The sequence below is a fragment of the Actinopolymorpha cephalotaxi genome, assembly GCF_013408535.1.
Lineage (GTDB): Bacteria > Actinomycetota > Actinomycetes > Propionibacteriales > Actinopolymorphaceae > Actinopolymorpha > Actinopolymorpha cephalotaxi.
Genome location: NZ_JACBZA010000001.1, coordinates 5,292,276 through 5,315,678 on the forward strand (window position 1 = coordinate 5,292,276; position 23,403 = coordinate 5,315,678).

22 protein-coding genes and 1 pseudogene are annotated in these 23,403 nt (G+C 72.2%); 9 read left to right on the top strand and 14 right to left on the bottom strand.

Features of this window, described 5'->3' with window-relative positions:
• Positions 1 to 35: 35 nt before the first annotated feature.
• Positions 36 to 698, bottom strand: a complete 663-nt coding sequence (locus tag FHR37_RS23500) for a response regulator (protein WP_092879719.1) — start codon at positions 696 to 698, stop codon at positions 36 to 38.
• On the bottom strand, positions 695 to 1,951 hold the full coding sequence (locus tag FHR37_RS23505; protein ID WP_202817850.1) for a sensor histidine kinase: 1,257 nt from the start codon (positions 1,949 to 1,951) through the stop codon (positions 695 to 697). Before FHR37_RS23505 ends, FHR37_RS23500 begins: the two co-directional genes overlap by 4 nt.
• A gap of 233 nt (positions 1,952 to 2,184) precedes the next feature.
• Between FHR37_RS23505 and FHR37_RS23510 the strand changes: the two genes are divergently transcribed.
• Positions 2,185 to 2,571, top strand: coding sequence for a DUF6223 family protein (locus tag FHR37_RS23510; RefSeq protein ID WP_092879714.1), 387 nt, complete (start codon positions 2,185 to 2,187; stop codon positions 2,569 to 2,571).
• A 10-nt stretch (positions 2,572 to 2,581) separates the two neighbouring features.
• Here the strand turns inward: FHR37_RS23510 and FHR37_RS23515 are convergent, their stop codons facing one another.
• The gene (locus FHR37_RS23515; RefSeq protein ID WP_092879711.1) at positions 2,582 to 3,106 is read right to left on the bottom strand and encodes a winged helix-turn-helix transcriptional regulator; all 525 of its coding nucleotides are present in this window, start codon (positions 3,104 to 3,106) and stop codon (positions 2,582 to 2,584) included.
• Positions 3,107 to 3,377: 271 nt separating this feature from the next.
• Here FHR37_RS23515 and FHR37_RS33520 point away from each other — a divergent pair.
• The 4 genes and pseudogenes from FHR37_RS33520 to FHR37_RS23530 all read left to right on the top strand — a co-directional run.
• Positions 3,378 to 3,851 (top strand): annotated as a pseudogene (locus FHR37_RS33520) (MFS transporter); the annotation flags it as partial.
• A gap of 196 nt (positions 3,852 to 4,047) precedes the next feature.
• Entirely contained in the window at positions 4,048 to 4,692 is a 645-nt protein-coding gene (locus FHR37_RS32695) for an MFS transporter (RefSeq protein WP_092879707.1), read from the top strand.
• Positions 4,693 to 4,802: 110 nt separating this feature from the next.
• Positions 4,803 to 5,504: a hypothetical protein gene (locus FHR37_RS23525; RefSeq protein ID WP_092879704.1), complete on the top strand. Its 702-nt coding sequence runs from the start codon at positions 4,803 to 4,805 to the stop codon at positions 5,502 to 5,504.
• A 282-nt stretch (positions 5,505 to 5,786) separates the two neighbouring features.
• Positions 5,787 to 7,091, top strand: coding sequence for a tetratricopeptide repeat protein (locus FHR37_RS23530; protein ID WP_175542281.1), 1,305 nt, complete (start codon positions 5,787 to 5,789; stop codon positions 7,089 to 7,091).
• Between the two features lie 59 nt (positions 7,092 to 7,150).
• Here the strand turns inward: FHR37_RS23530 and FHR37_RS23535 are convergent, their stop codons facing one another.
• Positions 7,151 to 8,116, bottom strand: coding sequence for a phosphotransferase family protein (locus tag FHR37_RS23535; protein ID WP_139238756.1), 966 nt, complete (start codon positions 8,114 to 8,116; stop codon positions 7,151 to 7,153).
• A 249-nt stretch (positions 8,117 to 8,365) separates the two neighbouring features.
• Between FHR37_RS23535 and FHR37_RS23540 the strand changes: the two genes are divergently transcribed.
• Positions 8,366 to 10,054, top strand: coding sequence for a phospholipase C (locus tag FHR37_RS23540; RefSeq protein WP_092879698.1), 1,689 nt, complete (start codon positions 8,366 to 8,368; stop codon positions 10,052 to 10,054).
• A gap of 118 nt (positions 10,055 to 10,172) precedes the next feature.
• Here FHR37_RS23540 and FHR37_RS23545 read toward each other — a convergent pair whose 3' ends face one another.
• From FHR37_RS23545 to FHR37_RS23570, 6 genes are all read right to left on the bottom strand, one after another.
• Entirely contained in the window at positions 10,173 to 10,859 is a 687-nt protein-coding gene (locus FHR37_RS23545) for a VanZ family protein (protein ID WP_237768507.1), read from the bottom strand.
• Positions 10,860 to 10,865: 6 nt separating this feature from the next.
• Positions 10,866 to 12,122 (bottom strand): serine hydrolase domain-containing protein, encoded by a 1,257-nt coding sequence (locus FHR37_RS23550; RefSeq protein ID WP_092879695.1) that lies wholly within the window; start codon positions 12,120 to 12,122, stop codon positions 10,866 to 10,868.
• 134 nt (positions 12,123 to 12,256) lie between these two features.
• Positions 12,257 to 13,546, bottom strand: coding sequence for a DUF4185 domain-containing protein (locus FHR37_RS23555; RefSeq protein WP_092879692.1), 1,290 nt, complete (start codon positions 13,544 to 13,546; stop codon positions 12,257 to 12,259).
• Between the two features lie 124 nt (positions 13,547 to 13,670).
• Positions 13,671 to 14,405, bottom strand: a complete 735-nt coding sequence (locus FHR37_RS23560; protein WP_175542280.1) for a DivIVA domain-containing protein — start codon at positions 14,403 to 14,405, stop codon at positions 13,671 to 13,673.
• 53 nt (positions 14,406 to 14,458) lie between these two features.
• Positions 14,459 to 15,628: a globin domain-containing protein gene (locus FHR37_RS23565; RefSeq protein ID WP_092879686.1), complete on the bottom strand. Its 1,170-nt coding sequence runs from the start codon at positions 15,626 to 15,628 to the stop codon at positions 14,459 to 14,461.
• Positions 15,629 to 15,634: 6 nt separating this feature from the next.
• Positions 15,635 to 16,024 (bottom strand): group I truncated hemoglobin, encoded by a 390-nt coding sequence (locus FHR37_RS23570; RefSeq protein WP_092879683.1) that lies wholly within the window; start codon positions 16,022 to 16,024, stop codon positions 15,635 to 15,637.
• 238 nt (positions 16,025 to 16,262) lie between these two features.
• Between FHR37_RS23570 and FHR37_RS23575 the strand changes: the two genes are divergently transcribed.
• Together FHR37_RS23575 and FHR37_RS23580 are read left to right on the top strand one after the other, a co-directional pair.
• On the top strand, positions 16,263 to 18,671 hold the full coding sequence (locus FHR37_RS23575; protein WP_092879680.1) for an ATP-binding protein: 2,409 nt from the start codon (positions 16,263 to 16,265) through the stop codon (positions 18,669 to 18,671).
• Between the two features lie 66 nt (positions 18,672 to 18,737).
• On the top strand, positions 18,738 to 20,045 hold the full coding sequence (locus FHR37_RS23580) for a phosphotransferase family protein (protein ID WP_092879677.1): 1,308 nt from the start codon (positions 18,738 to 18,740) through the stop codon (positions 20,043 to 20,045).
• Positions 20,046 to 20,061: 16 nt separating this feature from the next.
• Here the strand turns inward: FHR37_RS23580 and FHR37_RS23585 are convergent, their stop codons facing one another.
• The 3 genes from FHR37_RS23585 to FHR37_RS23595 form a co-directional block, all read right to left on the bottom strand.
• On the bottom strand, positions 20,062 to 20,577 hold the full coding sequence (locus FHR37_RS23585) for a cupredoxin domain-containing protein (RefSeq protein ID WP_092879674.1): 516 nt from the start codon (positions 20,575 to 20,577) through the stop codon (positions 20,062 to 20,064).
• A gap of 130 nt (positions 20,578 to 20,707) precedes the next feature.
• Positions 20,708 to 21,217 carry a hypothetical protein gene (locus tag FHR37_RS23590; RefSeq protein ID WP_092879672.1) on the bottom strand — a complete coding sequence of 170 codons (510 nt, stop codon included), beginning with the start codon at positions 21,215 to 21,217 and terminating at the stop codon, positions 20,708 to 20,710.
• A gap of 15 nt (positions 21,218 to 21,232) precedes the next feature.
• On the bottom strand, positions 21,233 to 21,853 hold the full coding sequence (locus FHR37_RS23595) for a DUF2231 domain-containing protein (RefSeq protein WP_139238755.1): 621 nt from the start codon (positions 21,851 to 21,853) through the stop codon (positions 21,233 to 21,235).
• 98 nt (positions 21,854 to 21,951) lie between these two features.
• Between FHR37_RS23595 and rnhA the strand changes: the two genes are divergently transcribed.
• On the top strand, positions 21,952 to 22,410 hold the full coding sequence (rnhA, locus tag FHR37_RS23600) for a ribonuclease HI (protein ID WP_092879669.1): 459 nt from the start codon (positions 21,952 to 21,954) through the stop codon (positions 22,408 to 22,410).
• A gap of 30 nt (positions 22,411 to 22,440) precedes the next feature.
• Here the strand turns inward: rnhA and FHR37_RS23605 are convergent, their stop codons facing one another.
• Entirely contained in the window at positions 22,441 to 23,370 is a 930-nt protein-coding gene (locus FHR37_RS23605; RefSeq protein WP_092879666.1) for an alpha/beta fold hydrolase, read from the bottom strand.
• Positions 23,371 to 23,403 lie beyond the last annotated feature (33 nt).

Consider the following 23,403-nt stretch of genomic DNA (forward strand, 5'->3'; position numbering starts at 1 on the left):
ACTTTCAGGTGCAAGACCCTCAGGTGTCTCGACCCTCAGGAGTCGCGCGGGGTGACCAGGCCGGACTCGTACGCGAGGACGACGAGCTGGGCCCGGTCGCGTACACCCAGCTTCACCATGGCCCGGTTGACGTGGGTCTTCGCGGTCAGCGGGCTGATCCCCATCCGGTCGGCGATCTCGTTGTTGGACAGGCCTCTGGCCACCAGGGTGACGGCCTCGCACTCGCGGTTGGTCAGGTCCGGCAGCCGCGGGTGGACGCCGGCGCCGGGCGGCTGGGTGACGTACCGGCTGATCAGTTTGCGGGTGATCGACGGCGCGAGGAGGGCGTCGCCGCGCGCCGCCACGCGTACGGCGTGCAGGAAGTCCTCGGGCAGGATGTCCTTGACGAGGAACCCCGCGGCTCCGGCGCGCAGCGCCTCGAAGACGTACTCGTCCAGGCCGTAGTTGGTGAGGATGACGACGTGCACCCGCGCCAGGGCGGGGTCCGCCGCGATCCGCCGGGTGGCCTCGATGCCGTCGAGCACCGGCATCGACACATCCACGAGCGCGACGTCCGGTAGGTGTTCCGCGGCCAGCGCCACACCGGCGGCGCCGTCGGCGGCCTCGGCCACCACCTCGATGTCGTCCTCGGCGTCGAGCAGCGCGCGGAACCCACCGCGGATCAGCGACTGGTCGTCGACGAGCAGTACCCGGATCACGGTGACGGCTCCGCGGGGTGCTCGGCGCGGCTGTCAACTCCGGCTTGCCCAGGTTCGGCAAGCCGGAGTTTGGCACGGCTGTCAACGTCAGCTTGCCCGGGTTCGGCCTGCCCGGGTTCGGCGGGTACGGGGAGTACCGGGAGTACGGCGTGCACGGTGAAGCCGCCCTCGTCGCGCGGCGCCGCCCGCAGGTGGCCGCCGAGGGCGGTGACGCGTTCGCGCATCCCGAGCAGCCCGACACCGGGTACCGGCACCGCGTCCACCGTGGCCTTCCCGTCGTCGTCGACGCGTACGTCCAGGGCGTCTCGCCGGTAGCCGATCCGGACCGACGCCTCGGTGGCGCCGGCATGGCGGGCGATGTTGGTCAGCGACTCCTGGACGATCCGGTAGGCGGTCCGGTCCACGGCCGCCGGTACGCCACGGCGTACTCCCTCGATCGTCAGCGTCGCGTCCAACCCCGCGGCCCGGGCTCGCCGCAGCAGGTCCGGAACCTGGTCGAGTCCACTCGGCGGGCTCAGCTCGTCGTCGCGCAGCGCCTCGAGGGTCGCGCGTAGCTCCCGCGCCGCTTCCCGGCTGGCCTCGCGGATCGCCACCAGGGCCTCCGGCACCGGCTCAGCTCGCTTGCGGGCCAGGTGAACTGCGGCCTCGGCCTGCACCTTGATGACGGAGATCTGGTGGGTCAGCGAGTCGTGCAGCTCCCGTGCGATGTGCAGCCGCTCCTCGTCGGCACGGCGCCGCGCGGTCTCCTCCCGGGTGCGTTCGGCCTCGTCCGCCCGGCGTTCGGCCTGCCGCAGGGCCTCTCCGGCGGCCCCGGCGGCGATCAGCCAGGCGATCTGGAGGACGTCCCGGGCCTGCGCGAACGCCTTGCTCACCGAGGCGTCCTGGGGCGAGACCACGATGGCGAACGGGAGGACGGCGAGCATGAGCACCGACGCCGCCACGGTGACGATGCGGTGGCCGGCCCGCACCGCGGCGTACACCGCGAACAGGTACGCCACGACCGGCACGTCGAAGCCGACGGCCTGGTAGCCCAGCGCGCACAACCCGGTGACCACCAGCACGGCGACCGGAGAACGGCGGCGCGCGACCAGCGCCAGCCCGCCGGCCGCCAGCAACCCGTAGCCCAGCGGGTCCAGGCTCGTCGCGGGTCGCGCCTCGGAAAGCCCGGCGGCCACCAGGGCACCGGCCACGCCGACGGCGATCACGACGTCCATCACCCCGAGGTTTCGGGTTCGCCCAGGTGCACTGCTCACCCGCGCACCATAACCGTGGGCCCGCGCGGGTGGCTCCCTCTGCGGGACCAGGGAGGGATACCGCGATCGCGGTATCCGGGCGGTTCGTACGACCTCCGCGGCAGCCGGCTACGGCACCGGCGGCAGCGCGAACTGTCTCCGTCCGTACGACGACCGGCGGCGACCGGCGCGACAGGCTGGAGGCGTCCGGTCGTGGACGTCAGCCGTCCGCTCGGAGGCGAGAAGGAGCCCTCATGTTCGTCCCACACCTGATTGCCGGGTTCGTCCCGGCCCAGCCGGCCGCACCCGGCGCGTACACCCTGACCGCCGGCCGTTCCTGGGCCATGGTCGCCATGGCGCTGGGAGTTGCCGGCGCGATCGCCGGTGGACTGGCGCTGGCCAACCGGGCGGGCACCGTCACCCGCAGAAGGCGGGCCCTCGCGGCTCTGGTCGCGGGCTCGGCCGGGACGGTCGTCGGCGGGCTGGTCGTGGCGGCCGCCGACGGCGGTCCCGGCACCGGCTACGGGATCGTCGGCGGTGTGCTGGCCCTGCCGGTCGGGCTGGCCGCGATGCTGCTCGGCGGGCTGGCTCTCGCCCGGGTCCGCCGCACGGTCTCATCGACCGCGGGAACGCCCGGCTGACGGACAGGCCCTACGCCGGGAACAGCGGCTCGAGCAGCCGGTGCGGCTTGGCCATCGCGCGGTTGACGGCATCGTCCCGGGCCGGTCCGGCGCCCGGACCGAGACGGGTCTCCACCTCGCGGGCGGGAACGAAGTGGCCGCATGCCGGGCAGGCGCCGGTGAGGTCGAGCCGCCGGCCGCACCCCGCGTGCCGGAACACCCGGCGCGGCTTGCCGGTGGTTGCATGCCGCTCGCCCCAACGGGACAACGCGTACAGCGCCGGCCACAGCTCCTCGCCGACCTCGGTGAGGACGTACTCGTCGCGCGGCGGGGACTCCTGGTAACGCTGCCGGGCGAGGACGCCGGCGTCGACCAGGGCCTGCAGGCGCTCGGTGAGTACGGCCCGCGGGATGCCGAGGTGGTCGGCGAAGTCGCTGAACCGGCGTACGCCGTAGAACGCGTCCCGCAGCACCAGCATCGTCCAGCGTTCGCCGACGAGCTCGAGCGCACGGGCCAGCGAGCAGTCCTGTCCCTGGTAGTCCTTGCCGAGCGCCATGCCTCCGATCGTACTCCCCAGTGAGTTCGTTCACCGAACCGACACCTGCTACGGTGGTGAGCAGCCACGTCAGTTCGTTCACCGAACTCACTATCCGGGAGCAGCCGCCATGCCGAACATGCCGGACAGATCGGGCCTGCTGGAGTCGTCGGCCGCGGCCGCGCCGGACGCACCGGCCGCTACCGCGCCCGCACCGCCGGAGCGGCCGGCGCTCACCCTGCTGGCCGCGTGCGTCTCGACGCTGCTGGTGCTGATGAACTACGTCCAGCCGATGACCGTGCTTCCCCGGATCGCCGCCGACCTGCACGCGGACACCACCGGGCAGACCTGGATCCTCAACGGCATCGCGCTCGGCCTGGCCTCCCTGCTCCTGGTCGCGGGCAGCCTGGCCGACAACCACGGCCGCCGCCGGCTGTTCCTGCTGGGCACCGCGGTGTCGGTGGCGGGAAGTGTCGTGGCCGCGACGGCGGGTACGACACTCGTCCTGGTCCTCGCCCGGGTGGTGCAGGGCGGGGCCGGTGCGGCGATCCTGGTCGCCACGCTGGGGATCATCGGCCACGAGTTCCCGGCCGGGCACCACCGGGTGCGCGCGACCGGACTGTGGGGCGGGAGCCTCGGCGCCGGCATCGCGCTCGGGCCGCTCGCCGCGGCCGGCCTGGCCGCCGCGTCCTCCTGGCGCGCGTTCTTCTGGGCGTACGCCGTCGCCTCGGCGGTCGCCGGCGTGCTCGGTGCGCTCGCGCTGCGGGAGTCCCGCGCCGCCATCCGGCGCCGGCCCGACGTGGCCGGCGTGGTGACGCTCGGCGCGGGCGTGGCCGTCCTGCTCGCCGCCGTCACCGCCGGCCGGCAGGGCTTCGACCGGCCACTGGTGCTGGCGCTGTCCGCGGTGGCGGTGCTCCTGCTCGGCGCCTTTCGTCGCGGTGGAGGCCCGGACCCCCGAGCCCATGCTCGACCTCGGGCTGTTCACCCGGCCGGCGTTCCTGCTGTCGGTGGGTGGCGCCATGATCACCGGCTTCGGCGTGATCGGGGTGATGAGCTACCTCCCCACCGCCTGGGAGCACACCCTCGGCTGGACCCCGCTGGTCACCGCCTGCTGGTTCGCCCTGTGGTCGGGCGCGTCGTTCGTCGCCGCCACCCAGGCCCGCCGGGCCGGGCTGGGTGCGGACCACCAGCTCGCGCTGGGCCTCGCCCTCGCCGGTGCGGGCAGCCTGCTTCTCCTCGGCTCGGCCGGCTCCTGGTCGCCGGCGCGGCACGTCGCCGGGGTGGGCAGCGGCCTGCTGAACTCCGCCCTGGCCCGGCTGGCCATCGAGTCCGTACCGGCCGGGCGGGCCAGCATGGGCACCGGCGCGAACAACACCGCCCGCTACATCGGTTCCTCGCTCGGGGTCGCCGCCACCGTCGCCGTGGTGACCACCGCCGGCGGGGGCCACGCCGGGAGCCGGACCGGCGTCGCAGCCGGCATCGCCCACGGAGTCGACGTGGCGCTGCTCGCCGCCGCCGTGCTGCTGCTCCTCGCGGCGGCGGCACTGGTCCTCGCCCGCTCCGCCGCCGTCGGCGACCGGTCGGCCACCCCTGTCGGTGGGCAGTGAGAGGATCACTGGCCTGAGAACGCTCGGGACGGCTCCCGGGACCATCCGCGGATGCTCCCGGGAGCTGCCGAGCAGTCGATCGTGGGCCGAAGGCCGGAAGGGAAGGCGGCGTGCTCGACGAGGCCACCGCGGGTTCGGAGGGCGACTGGCTGGCCCACCAGGTCGGCGAGCGCGCCGCGTTCGTGCTGACCACCTACGCCGTTCCCTGCCTGCACTTCGCCCACGCCGAGGCGGCCAGGTTGTTCGAGGCCACCGACTACCTCAACGCCACCGCCTACGGCCAGCTTCGCTACCACATCCTGTGCGAGGTGCTCGGCCGAGTGATCGAGCAACGCCTGCCGGCCGCCGACGTGCACCGGCCCAGCGACCGGATCGGCACGGCGTTCACGGTCGAGGTCGGTGGCCGGGTCGTCTACCCCTACAAGTACTCCGAGGCCGGCACCGACCCCTACGCCGGTTTCCGGCTGGCCGACGACGACGCCCTCAAGGGCCGGCTGACTCCCGGCGACGTGCCCCGGCAGGGCATCCTGGCCGGCATGCCGGAGCTCCCGCCGGGTGAGCTTCTGGTGCTCGCCTGGGCGGGCAACCACCACGAGGGGCTGACCCGCGCGGTCCTCGGTGTCCCGATCCTGCACGACGGCCGGCTGCGCTGGGCCCACGGCCACGTGCTCGAACTCGACCTGCGCATCGGACAGGACCACGCCGGACGCGACGACCAGGGGCGCCCCACCCTCGACCTGGACCGGATCGACGCGGAGCTCGGCGTCGATTTCGACGCGACGTTCCCGCACTTCGGACGCGGCCGACGATAATCGCCTCACCGCGAATTCACCCTTTTCGCCGGTCACAACACAGCGGGCGGTGGACAACACTCCCAGGCCGGAAATAGCGCGCATTCCCGTTTTCGGATAATGGCAACTTCGGTGTCGATTTCGTGCCGCCCGCGATTCTCGACATTGCCGATTCACCCGCTACCGATCGCTTCCGTCAACCGGCGACCGGGTATCCGCTAGCCCGTTGGCGGACGCGGAAAAGGCCCGCTGTGCCACACAACAGGCGGGGGTAGAAGCGCCATGCGAATAAGGCTCCTCATCGTGGTCGGCACATTCATGACCGCACTCGCGATGACGCTCGGACTGGTGCTCTATTTCGGCCGGGACAATTACGTTCCGCCGGCAAGTCCCCCGCGCGCACTCGACGAGGGGCCGGTGATTCTGGCCCCACCCAACGCCGGCATCGACCAGCTCCAGGCGCACCTGCGCAAACAGCCCAGGGACTACCAGGGCTGGGCACGGCTCGGGGTGTCGCTGCTCCGGCAGGGCCAGGACACCGTTGACCACACGCTCTACAGCCAGGCCGGCCGGGCGTTGTCGAACTCGCTGCGGATCGAGTCCGACTACAACGACGTCGCGCTGCGGGGGCAGGCCCAGCTCGCGTACGCGCGCAACGACTACCCCGGCGCACTCAGGTGGGCCGACCAGGCCCTGTCGGTCAACGCCCGCGACCGGGACAGCAACCTGTTGCGGATCGACGCGCTGATCAGCCTCGGCCGCTACGACGAGGCACTGCTCGCGGCGAAGGAACTGCACGCGATGGATCCGTCGGCGGGATCGGTGGTCCGGCTCGCCCGGCTGGCCGAACTCGGCGGGAACGCGGCCCGGGCCAAGGTGCTGCTCGCCCACGCCGCGGAGATCGCCACCAGCAAGCCCGACCGGCTGCGCGCCTTCACCGCTCAGGGCGACCTCGCCCTCCGGCAGGGTGACTTCGCCGCGGCCGCCACCGCCTACCGCGAGGCTCGGCGGGTCGACTCCACGGATCCGCCCGCGGTGGCGGGTACGGCGCAGGCGTTGTTCGCCCAGGGCCGGCTGGCGACCGCGATCCAGTGGTACCGCGACCTCGCCCAGCGGGTGCCCGAACCGCAGTACGTCGCCGAGCTGGGCGACCTCTACACCGTCGCCGGCAAGAACGTCAGCGCCGCCGCGCAGTACGACGTGGTGAGCACGTGGCAGACGATCGCCAGCGACAACGGCGTCCGGGTGACCATGGACCTGGCCAACTTCGCCGCCGACCACGGCAAGCAGGCGCTGGCTCTTCGGCTCGCGCGGGCGGAGTGGAAGAAGCGGCACAGCATCGAGGTGGCGGACGCGGTCGCCTGGGCGCTGCACGTCTCGGGCCAGGACAAGGCGGCCGTGCCGTTCGCCAACTACGCCGCCCGCACCGGCTACAAGGACGCGACGTTCCTCTACCACCGCGCCATGATCGAGCGGGGAGTCGGCAACACCGCCCGCGCCCGTGAGCTGCTGACCGAGGCGCTGAAGCTGAACCCGCGCTTCTCGCCGCTGCAGGCACCCCTGGCTCGCAGGATCCTCGCGGCGCTGAACGCCAGGCCGACCGCCTGACGTCCGTGCGGATTCTTCCGCGGAAGAATCCCGGCAGCTCGAAGTAGGTCTCCGAGAACTCAGGCGTCGAGGGTCCGCAGGCCGTCGCGTACGGCCTGGACGTGGCCGGCGAACCAGTCCCCGCCGGCGGCGTACTCCCAGGTCAGCGCGTACAACGACCACAGCACTCGGTAGAGCACGATCCGGCGGCCGAACTTCTCGTCCCGGTCCGGCTGGTAGCCACGCAGGACGAGCGCCAGCGAGTCGTCGCCGGCCCGTGAGTAGCGGCCGAACTCGTACGCCGGGTCGCCCGCGGTCGCGTCTCCCCAGTCGATGATGCCGGTCAGCCGCCCCTGCTCGGCGAACACGTGCCGCGGATGCAGGTCCGCGTGCAGGAGCACGCCTCCCCTCCCGTACGCCAGCAGGCCTGCGCCGGCGGCGAACGCCGCGCGCACCCGGCCGGCCAGCGACTCGTCCAGGATCCGCGCGGCCACCAGGTCGGGCAGCCTGCCCAGCGGGTGAGCGACGACGTCGGCCCAGGTGGACTCCCGGCCGCGCACCTGCCCCCACGTTCCGTCGGGCCCGCGGCTCGCGGTGAGCAGGCCGTACCCCTCGACCTCGATCTCGTGCACCGCGCGCAGCCACCGTCCGGCGGCCACCAGCGCTTCGTCCGCATCATCGACGTCGTCCGTGTCGTCGATGGGGCCGCCGGGCAGGCAGCGCATCAGGAGGTACGGCAGGGGCAGCGTGTCCCGGTCGGCGTCGACGGCCACCACCTCCGGCGCGGGCACGCCCACCGCTCGGGCGCGTTCGCACGCCCACGCCTCGGACAGGACCGCGTGGGCGTCCCCGGCCTTGAGTACGAAGTCGCCCCGGCCGGTGGTGACGAGGAAGTCCTGGTTGCCGACGAACCCGGAGAGCTGCCGCACCGCGTCCGGCCGTACACCCACCTGCGTGCGCACCGCGGCCGCGACCGCCGCGTCCGGCAGGCGCTCGCCCATCGCCTCGTACGGGTGCACGTCCCCACCCACCATGCTGTCCGCCATCACACCCCCACCTCCGCGCCGAGCTCCCGGCCAAGCCGCAGCGACACTACCCGACCTGCCGACCACGGCCGGTCCGCCCGATAGCGGTCACTCGCCGAAGATCCGTAGTCATGCCGTACTCCGGACGCCTACAGTCACGCCGACTGTTCGCTCGGTGTTTCGCCGGTGGTCAGCTCACTCCCAGGTGAACACCGGATCATCGCCGTCGCGTACGTCGTACGTACGCCTGCTTCAGTGGAGGGGCACGCAATGCGAATCAGACGAATCGCCGGGGCGGGTGCCGCGGTCGCGGCCGCCGCGTTCCTGGCGGCAGGAACGATGGCGCCGGCACAGGCGAACGGCAACCACGACGGGCCGGGAGCCAGGACGGCGACACCCATCAAGCACCTGGTGGTCATCTTCGGCGAGAACGTGTCGTTCGACCACTACTTCGGCACCTACCCCAACGCCGCCAACCCCGCGGGCGAGCCGGCGTTCGACGCCGCACCCGGAACCCCCACGGTGAACGGCCTCAGCCCGCTGCTCCTGAACCACAACCCGAACGTCATGGACGGCCACCAGGTCAACCCCACCCGGCTGGGCCGCGACCAGGCGCTGACCTGCGACATGGACCACAACTACAAGGACGAGCAGGTCGCGGTCGACCGCGGGCTGATGGACCAGTTCGTGCCGGCCACCAACCGGACGTGCAAGGACCCCAAGCACTACTCCTCGCCGACGCAGGTGCTCGACTACTACGACGGCAACACCGTGACGGCGTACTGGAACTACGCCCAGCGGTTCGCCATGAACGACAACTCCTTCGACACCAACTTCGGCCCCTCCTCCCCCGGCGCGATCAACCTGGTGTCCGGGCAGACGTCGGGCATCTACTCCGTGGGCGCGGACCGGAAGAAGACCGCCACGCCCGACCCGTACGTCGTCATCGCGCCGAACGCCGAGGGCGTGGGCACGATGATCAACGACCCGGACCCGGCCTGGGACGACTGCTCCAACGCGTCCCGCAACCTCGCGGTGATGACCGGGTCGAACGTCGGCGACATGCTGAACAAGCAGAACGTCACCTGGGGCTGGTTCCAGGGCGGGTTCCGGCCGCAGTCCTACACCGGCTCCTCGACGTACGACCCGGACTTCGGCAAGACCGCCCAGTGCACCGCGAAGCACCCAATCGGTGCCGCGCTCGGCTACACCGGCGAGGCGGGCTTCACCGGTGACTACAACCCGCACCACCAGCCGTTCCAGTACTACAAGTCCACCGCCAACCCGCACCACCTCCCGCCGACCAGCGTGGACATGGTGGGCAGGCAGGACCAGGCGAACCACCAGTACGACCTGACCGACTGGTACGACGCACTGGGCAACGGCAACCTGCCCGCGGTGAGCTTCCTCAAGGCAGCCAACTACCAGGACGGGCACGCGGGGTACTCCGACCCGCTGGACGAGCAGCAGTTCGTGGTCGGCGTCCTGAACAAGCTGCAGAAGTCCCGTGACTGGGCGTCCACCGCGGTCGTCATCGCCTACGACGACAGCGACGGATGGTACGACCACGTCGTGCCGCCGATCGTGAACGCCTCCCAGACCGACCAGGACGCGCTGAACGCACCCGGCCAGTGCGGGACCGGTGCGCCGATGGGTGGCTACCAGGCCCGGTGTGGTTACGGTCCCAGGTTGCCGCTGCTGGTGCTCTCGCCGTACGCCAGGCGCAACTTCGTCGACGGCACCATCACCGACCAGACGTCGGTCATGCGGTTCGTGGAGGACAACTGGCTGGACGGCCGGCGGCTCGGCGAGGCGTCCGGCGCCGCGATCGACAAGGCATCGTTCGACTCGATGGCGAACAGTCTGGATGCGATGTTCGACTGGCGGCACCGCGACCTGCGGCCGCTGCTGCTGGACCCGGCGACCGGTCAGCAGGTGAAGGGCCACCACGGCGCCTGAGCCGGACGAGCCCAGCGAGCCAGACGAGCCAGACGAGCCGGACAAGCCAGACAAGCCCGTCGTACGAAAACAAGGGGTTCCGGTGCACGCGCACCGGAACCCCTCTGTTTCGTTGGGCTCACCTGGTCGATGCCGGCGCGGCGCGGGGCCGACCGGTCCGCACGCCCGCCGGGGTGCGCCACCAGCGGCGCGACGCCAGCCCGGCCAGCACGGCACCGGTCGTGTTGACCAGTACGTCGTCCACCGACGTCACCCGGTCCAGCCAGAGGACGTACTGCGCGATCTCGACCAGGGCCGAGCAGCCGGCCGCGAGTGCCAGGATCCGCGGCAGGGTCGCCAGCGCCGCGAAGCGCATCGGGGCGAAGAACCCCAGCGCCGCCAGGATCACCAGGTTGCCGCCGATGCCGAGCGGCCCCATCGTGGCCAGGTCCCGCAGCGGGACCAGGCTCACCCTGCGGGGGACGACACCGGCCCCCGGCCCCGGCATCAGGGTCAGCCACAGCATCGGCACCGTGCCGTGGACCATGCCCACCTCGGCCAGCGACGTCCGCCACGCCGAGGACCTCGTGCTGCCGGCGGCACGCCGCCGGAGCGCCAGGACCCACACCACCAGCGCGGCCGGTGGGAGCCCGGCCAGCATCATCAGCAGCACGCCGTTCTCGGTGCCGAAACAGCCGTGCCACTGCCCGGTCAGGCACGCCGGAGCGGACATCAGCAGCGGCCGCCGTACGGCGAACGCCACGACGGCCAGGCCGAGGATCGCCAGGCCGGCGAGGACGATCCGCCGGATACGTCGCGCGGCCACGCCGCCTCAGCCTCCCGCCCCGTCGCCGGGCGCGACCCCGGTGACGGCCTGCATCTCCTGCCCGATGACCTCCACCAGCGGCACACTGTCGCGGTTGCCGAGGATGACCCCGACCCAGCCGGTGTCCGGGTAGATGCTCCAGTTCGCACCGACCCCGGGGTTGCCGCCGGCGCGCTGGAACATCCACTGGCCGCCGACGATGGAGACCGGAATCCCGTAGGCGGCGAACGATCCCGGTCCCTGGGGGATCCTGGCGGCGGTCAGCACGTCGGCCCAGGGGCGGTCCAGCAGCGTGCCGTCGCCCAGGGCGCGGGCGAACCGGACCAGATCCGGCGCGGTGGCGAAGCCGCCGTCCCCGGGGGCGTCGACGAAGGCGCGACCCGGGTTCCGGCCGAGTACGTACGGGTCCGGACTGCCCTTGTCCAGGTTGCGGAGGGCGTCCACCACGCTGCCGTCGGCCAGCCGCATGTACGGGTGCGCGATGTGCCTGTCGGCGAGCCACCGCGGCCTGGTGTAGAACCCCGAGCCGGTCATGCCACAGCGGTCGAAGATGTTCCGCCGGACGTAGCTCCAGTACGTCGTGCCGGCCACGGCCTCCACGATCAGTGCGGCGATGGTGACCTCGGCCTCCGCGTGGATGGTGTCGGGCAGGCCGGGGACACCCACCAGCTCTGCCTGCCGGGCTCGCCGCCGGTAGTAGTCGTGCACCTCGTCCCGGCTCCCGAAGACCCGTTGCACGTCCTCGTCGGGCAGGGACAACCCGGAGGTGCCGGACAGCAGGTGGTGGACGGTCACCCGATCGGCCACGTCCGCGGCGAAGCCGGACAGATGGGCGCCCACCGTGTCCGTCAACCGCAGCTTGTCACGCTGGGCCAGCTGCAGGAGGGCCACCGCGAGGAACGGCTTGCCTGCCGAACTGAGCGCGAACGCGGTGCCCTCGTGGTTGTGGATCCCCCGCTCCTCGTCGGCCATGCCGTAGCTGCGGGACAGCACCGTCCGGCCCCGGTGCGACAGCAGCACCACCCCGGAGAACCTGCCCGCGGCGGCCAACCGCGCGACGTACCGGTCGTAGGCGCCGCCGGGCCGGGTGTCCGGCGGGATCCGGTCGTGCCCGGACGAGTCGGTCCGGGTGGACGCGGCGTCGGCGTGGGCGATCCCGGTGCTCACCAGCGGCCCGCCGGCCGTCACCACACCGGCGGCCGCCAACCCGCCCCACCCGACCAGCCGCCGCCGCCCGACAGGTCGTGCCGAATTCGAGTCCATGCTCTCGGTCCTCTCCGGGGTGGGGAACCCGGCGTCGACGCGGTGCGCCTGGTTCGTCCCCCCATCGAAGACGTGAGGCCGTTGTGGCGGCGTATGGGATTTTCGATACGCCCGCGATACACCGATCCCCGACGTCAGCCCCGGTCGGGCACCAGCGTCACCTCGACGAACCGCGGCCGGTAGATCGTCACGTCGTCGTACAGATCGGCGTTCGGGTCGAGGCTGTTGACGTTGTACGTCACCAGCAGCCGGTCACCGCGGCGCAGGTCCGGGTGCTCGTGTGCGTTGTAGGTGAAGATGTCCGGGTCGGCGTAGGAGCCGGCGGCACCCGTCTCCGGTGTCGTGTAGAGGGTCGCCGCCTCGGTGAACGGACCGGTCGGCGAGCAGCCCACGTAGGCGAGGATGCGCCGGCTGAACAGCTCGCGGGTGTCCTGGGTGACCAGCAGGTAGCCGTCGCGCCAGCGGGAAACGCTGTACTCGTTGGCGACTCCCGACATCAGCCGGGCCGAGTCGGTCTCGGTGGGCGACCAGGCGCCGCCCGTCCAGTACTCCCACCCGCCGCTCGCGAGGTCGGTGCCGCGCACCCGCGCGAGGTGCATGTACTTCGTCAGGCCGAGGTCCTCCACGCCGTACACATAGGTGTATCCGCCCGACCGCAGCAGCCAGGACGCCCACTGCACACCGGCGGCCGAGGGCAGCGGAACGACCTCGCGCAACCGCAGCGTGCCCGGGTCGAACCGGCCGAGCTTGTTCTCCCGCCAGCCGAAGTCGAGCGGCCCGGACCCGGTGCGGGCGAACTCGAGGAACATCACGTCCAGGGAGGCGGGCGTCGCCTGGCCCGCTCCCAGCCAGTTCCACGTGCCCGGCTCGTCCGGCGGAACCAGCGAGTCGGGTGCCTGCGGGGTGCCGCCCGCGACCGTGCGCAGGTGCCCGCCGCGTTCGACCACGAACGAGCTGTTGAGGAACGGCACGGTGGTGGGCCGGCTGAGGTCGGCGTTCACCGGCCCCCAGAACGTGTCGGAGAACAACCACGCGGTGCGGTTGCCGGGCAGCGGGACGGAGTAGGTGCTGTCGCCGCCGGTCCAGCCGACGCCGCTGTTGCCGTACGCCGCGAACCGCTCGGTGCGGGCACGGTCGACCCGGGCGTGCGCGGTCCAGTGCCGGTCGGTCAGCGAACAGCTCGCGCTTCCGGGGGCGGCGTCCGTAGCGGGGGCCGCACCTGCAGCGGGGGCCGCACCTGCAGCAGGGGCAGCCGCGGCGGGTGGGCCGGCGCCGAGCAGCGCACCCGCGCCGACCAGCAGGCCGAGCCCGCTCGCCGCCAGTGCCGTGCGCCGGGCCGGCCCGCGTCCGCGGCTACCTCCGGAACTGAACCGCGCGGACTTCGCGGACTGGCGGGCGGATGGGGTCGTCGCGGCGTCCGTCATGTCGGCTCCCGTGCCTCGCGCGTCGATCGGTGGACGCCTTCACCTCAGCGTCCCGGTGGGCGCGGGTCAACGGAGGCGGCCCGGATCGGGCGGTTTCGGCCACGGTCGTGCGAGGTCGGGCGGGTCAGCGGCGGGCGGGGTCGGGGGGTTCGGGGGTGTAGTCGCCGGAGTAGCCGTCCAGCTCGTCGCGACCGTGCCCGCCGTGCCACGACACATCAGGCGACCCGTCAAGAGACCCGTCAAGAGACCCGTCAAAGGACCCGTCCGGATACCCGTCGCCGGATGAGTACGACCGACGTCCCTCGGACAGGTCGGGCACCTGGCCGAGGCGGTCGACCTGTTCGCCGAGCGCCTCCAGCACCGAACGGAACTGCACCTGCGCGACCCGGGCGAACGTACGGACGTACTCGATGTCCGGCACCGGGGTGTCGTACCCTCCGGCGCCGTGGCCCGCCCGGCCGTCCACCGCGCCGCCGGGCGAACGGCCGCCCGTCTCGCGCGTGGAGGTGCGCGCCGATTCGCGCGCCTGCTGGACGATTTCGCGCTCCTGCGCACGCGCCGCCGACATCAGGTCGCGGGCGTGTTGCACCGCCTCCTCGACCAGCCGGTCGGCGACCTGCTGGGCCTGGCTGAACAACGCCACCGCGCGGTCGCTGATCTCCGGTGGGTTCTCCTCACGCTGCACGAGTTCGGTACGCCACCGGTCGACGTCGGCGCGCAGCCGCTCGTTTTCGGCGCGCAGCTCGGCACACTCGGCCTCGGCGGCCTCCACCTGGCTCGCGACCTGACCCAGGAAGTCACGGACCTCGCCCTCGTCGAAACCCCGTCTGCGCTGGGAGAACGTCGCGGATCGGATCACCTGCGGCGACCGCCTGGGCGCACGGGTCGCACGGGGTCCACGGGGGAAGTCACTCACTGCCCATCACCTTGCCTGCTGGCTTCCTGCTGTGAATGGTTGACGTCCCCCGCCGCTCCGAAGGACTCGAAACGGATGTGCTCGCGTGGGATCCCGGCTTCGGCCAGCCTGGCGACGGTGTGCTCGACCATCGCCGGTGAACCACACACCATCGCCGTTCGCCCCTGCCAGCTTCCACCGCGTGCCGCAACAGTACCCACCGGCCCCCGCGCGCCGGGGTAGGACGAGTCGTCGGACACGGCCTCGGTGTAGTCGAACCACGGCCGGTTGGCCAGCTGGGACAGCAGCTCACGCTCGTAGAGGCTCCACGGCATGCGTACGCCGTGGAAGAGGTGCGTACGCGGCGTCCGGCCGGTGACCTGCCACCGCCGGTCGAGTTGTTCGAGGACCGCGCGCAGCGGCGCGAGTCCGGTCCCGCCGGCCACCATCAGCAGGTCGCCCTCGAAGTCGTCGGGCAGCGTGAGCGCGGTCCCGATCGGCGCACCGAGCCGCACCGTGTCGCCGACCTTGGTGGACCGGACGATCGACGTGCTGACCTGGCCGCCGTCGACGAGCTGGACGTGCAGCTCGATCGACCCGTCCCGGCGCGGCGCGTTGGCCGGACTGAAGTAACGCCACAGCCGCGGCCGCTGCGGAATCTCCATGGCGAACGACTGACCCGCGCGGTAGTCGTAGTGCTCCTGCGGCTGGAGCCGGAGCACCGAGACGTCCAGGGTGCGGCGTTCGATCGCGGTGACCTCGGCCGTCCACCACGCCGGGGTGTCGGCGGCCGCCTCCGCGGCCTCCACCATCGTGCGCGCGATCAGGCCGTACGCCGCGGACCAGTCGGCGGCGAGCTCCGGCGTCCAGGCCGGCCCGAGGAAGTGCTTCAGCGTGGCCAGCAACGACGCTCCCACCGCGCCGTAGTGCTCGGCGACGACGGAGAACCTCCGGTGCTCGCGGCCGAGCTGCTGGATGAGCGGCACGACCTCCTCGAGGCGGTCGACACTGCTGACGACGCTCCCGAGGGCACCGACCAGCTTGTCGCGCTGGGCGGCCATCGAGATGGGGAACAGCTCGCGCAGCTCCGGATGGGACAGGAACAGATGGGAGTAGAAGAACAGCGGAACGTCATCGCCGGACTTCGCGACGATCTGCCAGCTGCCCTGAAGTGCCGCGGGATCCATGTCCGGTCAGCCCGCGGGTTCGGTGACGATGTCCTTCTCGGTGGCGCCGAGGACCGCGCCGACCCGGGCGATCACCTCCGGCGGAACGCCGGCCTCGGTCAGCGCCGCCACCAGGTGCGCCACCACGGCGCCGAAGTGTTCGGCGGTGATCGGCAGGTCCTTGTGCGCGACGCGCAACTCCCGGCCGGTGAACTCCGCCGGACCGCCGAGCACCTGGGAGATGAGCAGCGCCTGGTGCCGCTTGAGGCTGCTCATGTCGACGCCGACGAAGAACGGCGCGAGGTCGGCGTCGGCGAGAACCAACTCGTAGAAGCGTTCGACCACGCGGCTCACCGCGGGCCCGCCGCCGATCCGGTCGTAGTCGCTCTCGATCCCCGTGCCGTCATGGTCGGACATCCGATTTGCCTCATTTCGTCCTGAACGGCAGCGATCAGGGGCATTGCTACCAGCCTGGCACCTTCGGGCGCAAGCTCGGGTTGGCAGCCGGACGACATCGGCCACCCCACCTGGTCGCCAACCAGCTGATCATGGGGCACTTCCGGCCTTGTGCGCAAGGAGATTCGGCACCCTCCGACGTGGCGGCATACCATGCGGTTGTCGGACGGCGACTGCTCGTGGCCGTCCGTACGTCGCCATGACCAGGCCCGAATCGGACGCCACCGCGCAGGTGGGGAATCTTCCTGCGGACACGACCAGCTTCGTCGGAAGACGGCGTGAGCTGGCCGAGGTCAAACGCCTGCTGTCGGTCACCCGGATGGTGACACTCACCGGTCTCGGCGGCGTCGGCAAGACCCGGCTCGCCCTGCGCGCCGCGCACGCTCTGCGCCGAACGTTCCGCGACGGCGTGTGGCTGGTCGACCTCGCCAACGTCACCGACCCCGCGCTGGTCGCACCGACGGTGGCGGAGTCGCTACGGGTTTTGGAACGCTCCCGGCGCGACCCGGCCCGGATGCTCGCCGACCATCTGCGCGACCGGCACCTTCTGGTGGTGCTGGACAACTGCGAGCACCTCCCCGAGTCCTGCGCCGTGCTCGCCGACCGGCTGCTGTCGGCCGCACCCGGCCTGCACCTGCTGGTCACCAGCCGGCAGCGGCTGGACGTGGCCACCGAGCACACCCTCACGGTGCCGCCGCTCCCGCTTCCGGACGCACGCGACCATCCCGGCGGTGACGCGGCCGACGGCCGGGAGGCGGGGGCGCGGCAGGTGCCCGGGCGGTTCGAGGCGGTCGCGTTGTTCGTCGACCGGGCCGCCGCCGTCCAGCACGACTTCGTCCTCACCGAGGAGAACCAGGACGCCGTGGTGGCGATCTGCCGGCGGCTGGACGGCATCCCGCTGGCCATCGAGCTCGCCGCCGCGCGGGTGCGCGCGCTCACCCCCGGCCAGATCCGCGACCGGCTCGACCAGCGCTACGGCGTACTGACCGCGGGTCCCGGCTGCGGCGACCCGCGGCACCGCACGCTCGAGGCGATGCTGGACTGGAGCTACGACCTGTGCTCGGCGGGCGAACAGGCGATGTGGGCACGGTCGTCTGTGTTCGCCAACGCCTTCGACCTGGACGCCGCGGAGTCGGTGTGTGCCGGCGACGACCTGGCCCGCGAGGACGTGATGGACCTCGTGACCGGCCTGATCGACAAGTCCGTGCTGCTCCGGGAGGACCACGCGGGCCGGGCGGGATACCGGCAGCTCACCCTTGTCCGCGACTACGGCCTGCGCCGCCTCGCCGAACAGGAGAGGCTGGACGCCACCCGCCGACGGCACTTCGGCTACTTCCGGCAGGAAGGTGCCCGTACGGCACGGCAGGTGTTCGCGCCGCACCAGGTGGAGTGGTTCGCCCGGTTGCGCCGCGAGCACGACGACCTGCGGGCGGCGCTGGACCTCGCGCTGGCCGATCCGGACCTGCACCAGGACGGGGTCCGGCTGGCCGCCGACCTGCTCTTCCACTGGCTGAACGGCTACCTCAACGAGGGCCGGGAGTGGCTGGACCGGCTGCTGGCCGCCACTGCTGCCGACACTGCTGCCGACACTCCTGGGACGGCACCGGCCGCCGGCCGGGCCGACGCGTTGTGGGCGAACGCGTGGCTGGCCCTCATCCAGACCGACTTCCCGGCGGCACGCACGATGCTGGCGCAGGCGCGGTCGATCCTGGAAACGGAGGACGCACCGAGCACCCGGGGGTACGTCGAACTGTTCTCCGGGATGCTCGCCACCGCGACCGGCGACACCGACGCCGGCCTCGCGCACTACGCGCGGGCGCTGGAGCTCCACCGGGCCGGCCGCAACCCGCACGGGATCGCGTCCACCCTGATCCGGTCGGCCATGGCGCACTCCGCGCTCGGCGACTCCGCCCAGGCCGTCGAACTCGCCGAGGAGGCGTTGTCGCTGTGCACCGACGCCGGTGACCTCTGGCACCGGGCGTACGTACTGCTCGCTCTGGGCATCGAGGTCTGGCGGGAGGGCGACGTCGCCCGGGCGACCATCCTGGAACGGGAGAGCCTGCGTCACAACCAGCGGCTGGACGACCAGGTGGGCGTGGCCCTCAACCTCCAGGTGCTGGCGCTGGCCGCGGCCTCCGCCGGGCAGCCCGCCCGGGCGGCCGGGTTGTTCGGCGCGCTGGACTCGTTGAGCCGCGCACTCGGGCTCTCCCTCACCGGCTACACCCACCTGTCGGGATACCAGGAACGCTGCGTGCGCGAACTCCGCGCCACCCTCGGCGAGGAAGCCTACGCACGGGCCTTCGCCGAGGGCGCCGAACGCGGACACGACCACGCGATCGCCGTCGCCCTGCAGGAGGAGCCGGACCGGCGCGGCGTACGCAGCGGTCCGGGCAACTCGCCGTTGACACGGCGCGAACGCGAGATCGCCGACCTGATCGCACAGGGGCGTACGAACAAACAGATCGCGGGCGCACTCGTGATCGCCCAGCGGACCGCGGAAAGCCACGTGGAGAACATCCTCGTCAAGCTGGGCTTCACCTCCCGCGCGCAGGTCGCGGCGTGGACCGCCGAGCAGGGCCGCACCGACGAAGGTCACGACGACCGCTAGGACACGCTCCAGGTCGACACTTCATCCGGCCGGTTAGGCTGCGGCATTGCCTGGCGGGAGGGTGCGGTGAAAGTCACGGCGGTGGTGGTGCGTCCCGACGACGGCGCGGTGCTCGTGCTGCCCTCCGGGCTTCCCCGGGTGGAGGTCGCCGGCAAACCCTGGTTCCCCGATGTCGAAGCGCCGGTGCGGGCATTGCGGACGCAGCTGGGAATCGAGGCGTGCGTACTCCTCTGCCTCGACGACCTGCCGAACGCGACGGACTATCTGATGACCGTGACCGGAGCGGTGCCGGACGAGGCCCGGTGGGTGAGCGACCTCGACGACCCGCTGGTCGCCGCCGCGCGCATCCACCTCGCGCTGCCTCCGGACTCCCCCGTCACCCCCGCCTGGACGATGCCCGGCTGGTACGCCGAGGCGATGCCGTGGATCGACACCCACCTCGAGGCGGCCGGAGCGCCGCGTACCGGCCTGCCGGTACAGGTGCGGTCGTGGGGCCTGTCGAACGTCCTGCGGTGCCCGACGGCCAAGGGCGACGTGTACTTCAAGGCACTCGCCCACTCCAGCACGATCCGGCCGGCGCGCGCCGGCGCGTTGCCGTTGCTGTTCGCGCACGAGCCCCTGCTGCTGGAGAAACTGTCCGGCGAGCGGCCCGGCGCGGTACCCACTCCGCTGGCGATCGACGAGCAGCGGGCCTGGATGTTGCTGCCGGATCTCGGCCCGGCGCTGGCGCACGAGCCGGATCTCTCGCTGTGGTTCGAGGCCGTCCGCGGGCATGCCCGGTTGCAGCGTAGCTATGCCGGCCGGTCCGATCGGCTGCTGGCGTTCGGTTGTGTCGACCGCCGGCTCGCGGTGCTGCACGGTGAGGTCGCCAGGTTGCTCGGCCCGAACCCCGCGACCGAGCGGCTCGAACCCGCCGAGCGCGCGGTGTTGCCCCGCCGGGCAGAGCAGTTGCGGGCGGCGATCGACGAGCTGGCGGCGATCGGCGTACCGGAGACCTTGCTGCACGGCGATCTGCACCCGCGCAACGTCGCCGTACGCGACGGCCGCGTACTCGCCTTCGACTGGACCGACGCGGCGGTCTCGCATCCGTTCCTCGACCTGGTGACGTTCGCCGAGCAGGGCTCGGCGATCTCGCAGGACCCGCGGGTGAAGGACGCCTACCTCGCCGAGTGGGAGGAGTACGCCACACCTGCCGACCTGCGCCGGGCCCTCTCGCTGGCAGAGGAACTCGGCGTGCTCCACCAGACGATGACCTCCCTGCACCTGCGCGACCACGTGTCCGGCACCAGTGCAGAGTCGATGGTGCGGGGCGCCACCTCGTGGCTCCGCCGCCTGGTCGGCACCGATGTCAAGGAAGGCTTGACAGCCTCCTGACGGCCTACCGGGCTTGTCACTGGGCCTTGCTGGGCGTCGGAGCGGGCGCGCCGAACGACCCGGAGACCGTGAGGCCGCCGGCCATCCCCTGCTGCTGGTGCCCGGTCGAGTAGAACGACACGTTGCCGTGGGCCGGAAGGGTGAACGCCAGCTTGGCCAGCGTTCCCGGCTGCAGCTGCACGTCCAGGGTCTTGTCCGACGTGGTGAACGTGTGCGGCGTCTGGCTCTCGTTCTCCACCAGCAGGGTGATCTTCTGCCGCGGCCGGCCGCGGATGATGGTGGGCGAGAAGTAGAAGTCCTCGATCTCGACGTAGACGCTGCGCGCCTTCCGGACGTCCCTGGTGCCGTGGTAGTTGGCGCGAATCCCGGCGACCTTCACCCTGGCGCCGTACGACAGTGGCTTCGGCGCGATGGACACCTGCGTCACCTTGGGCCTGGGCGCACTCGCGGGCTCGCCGCCGCCGCACCCGGCGACCGCCGCCAGCGCGCACGACCCGACGACCAACCCGGCGACCAGCATGCGTGCCCGCATGGGAACCCCCCGATACCCAGTGGCCAGGTCCGACACAACATGTGTGGCGCAGGCCGCCGCGAACAGTCCGACCCTAGGTCACCGCGGGAGGGTGCGGATGCCGTTCGGCCAACTCCCCGTCAGTGTCCGCTCAGCTGCCGACGCCGAGCGCGGTCAGCAGGACCAGGATGATCGTGATCACCGCGAACGCGCCGTGGGGGTAGACCAACTGGCGGGGCAGCCGGGCCTCGGGCCCGGACCGGGACTTCCGCCACCGCAGGAACATCACGTCGCCGAGCACCGCCCCCACGATCAGCAGCACGAACGACACCCATGTCAACACGTCCTTGTCAGCGGCGAGGTAGATGATCCACAGCACCAGCCCGGCCAGCACCACCAGGAAGTGCCCGAAGACCACGCCCGGAGGAAACGACGTGCCCGTCGTACTCCCGGGCGTCGCACCACCGGCAGCCGTGCTCCCGGGCGTCGCGCCGCCGGCAGCCGTACCGCCGGTGGCGGTCTCGGCCGTGTCGGCCGTGCCTGCTGTTTCGGTGGCACCTGCCCGCGCCGCGGCCAGGCCTCCGCCGGAGACCCACTTCCGCAGCATCGTGAAACCCAGGATCGCGGTGATCACCCAGGTGATCAGTGCGGCAACAGCCATTGCTCCGGTCCTTTCCTAACCACCCGGTGGATCCACTTCACCCGATGCACCCGGCTTGCCCGAACCCGCGCCACCCGAACCACCCGGAGCGTCCGAACCACCTGAACCACCTGCGCCGCCCGAGGGCTCCGGTGCGAACCCGGCTGCCTGGGTGGACTCGGCGGCCACCCGGACGCCGTACCGGAACGTGAGTTCGCCGCCGAGGTAACCGGAGCCGCCCAGCAGGGAGAGCCCGACCGCGGAGAGGACCAGCTGTCCCCAGCCCACCGGGCCGAGCGGGTTGGCGCGCATGAAGAAGTTCACGACGTACAGAACGATGACCACGAGGTTGAGCGACATGTGCAGGACCGCCGTGCGGTAGGCACGGGTCCTGCCCGGGATGACCAGGAAGTCCAGCAGCCCGACGGCCGCGGCGACGACGGCACCGACCAGTCCGATCCCGACCAGCCAGTGCGACCCCTCGGCGAACAGCACCGGCATGCTGGAGAACCTCGACACCACGTCGAAGACGAAGCTCGCCACCCAGCATCCGATCGGGATCGTGACCAGGGCCGGGTGCAGCGGGTGGCCGTAGGGTCCGGCCGCCGTCGTGGCCGGATGCTTCGCCGGCAGCCGGCTCCTCCCGGCGTCCGCCATCTGCCCTCCCGTAACCCCGCCGCGCATCCCCCGTGACCTCGCCGCGGCATCGTCGACCTGTTCCCTTACCCGTCCGCCCGGCGGCTAGTCTCGCTGCTGTGGCCGCACCCTCGCACGTGGAACTGTTCACCGACGGGTCCTGCCGGCCCAACCCCGGCCCGGGCGGCTGGGCGTACGTGCTCCGGCATCCGGCCAGCGGCAAGACCCAGGAGCGGTCGGGGGCGGACCCGGTGGCTACCAACCAGCGGATGGAGCTGCAGGCGGTGATCGAGGGACTGGTCGCGCTCCGGCGGCCGTCGGTGGTCGACCTCACCTCGGACTCGCAGTACGTCCTGCGCGGCCTGCGCGACTGGATGCCCCGCTGGAAGGCCCGCGGGTGGCGCAAGGCCGACAACAAGCCGGTGGAGAACCTCGACCTGTGGCAGCGGCTGGACGAGCTGGTCGCGCCGCACGACGTCCGCTTCCACTGGATCAAGGGGCACAGCGGCCACCCCGAGAACGAACGCTGCGACGAACTCGCCAACGCCGCCCGGGAGACTCTCGCCCGACCCACCTGACCCAGGCGCTCGTGACCCCGGGCGGTTGCATCAGCCGCGGTGCCGGCGCAGGAAGTCCTCGAGGGCGGCGACGTAGGGGCCGGGCCGGTCCCTGCGTACGGAATGGCCGGCGCCGTCGATCCGGGCGACCTCCACGTCCCCACCGGCCGCCATCGCGCACGCGGCCGCGATGGCGGGCGGCAGCAGCGAGCCCCGGTCGACGTCGCCGTGGATCAGCAGCACCGGGCAGGTCACCTTCGCGAGGAGTTCGCGCAGCGGTACGAACGGCTCGCTCGGCCGCTCGAACACTCCCACGTCGAACTGCTCCTTGGACCGCGCCCAGGGGACCAGCTCCTCCTCCGACCACTCCGGGTTGTCGGCGCGGCCGCGGGCGATCCGGGCCGCCGGGTCGAGTGCGCGGACGGCCCGCAGCCAGTCCGGCAGCTGCCGCGGCGGTCCCGGTCGGGGCGTGGCTGAGGGCGCGGCCGGAGGCGTGGCTGAGGGCGCGGCCGGGGCTGTGTCGGGGGAGGCCGCCGGCCCGGGGCCGGGCGTACTCTCGCGTTCTCCCGGCGGCGGGTCCTCCAGCACCACCGCGCGCACCAGGTCGGGGCGCAGGCCGGCCAGTGCGGCGGCGGTCACCGCGCCCATCGAGTGCCCGACCACGAGGACGCCGTCCGGGTCGAGGCCGGGCTGGTCGTCCAGGACGGCGGCGGCGTCGCGGGCGTGCGCGGTGTGGCCGAACGGCTCCTCCGGAAGGCCGGACTCACCGTGGCCGCGGGCGTCGGTGGCGAGAACACCCCAGCCGGGGCGGAGGGCGGACACCACCGGGTCCCAGCAGGCACCGGAGTCGCTGAAGCCGTGCAGGAAGAGGATCTCCGGCCGGCCGCCGCGACGGGTCCAGGCGATGTGCCCGGTTCGACCGGCTTCGGTCCGCGGCTTCGGGGTCTCGGGCTCGCGTGCGGTACTCCGTGCGGTGCTCATCGTCCGACGCTAGTGCCGGTCGGTACGCCTGGA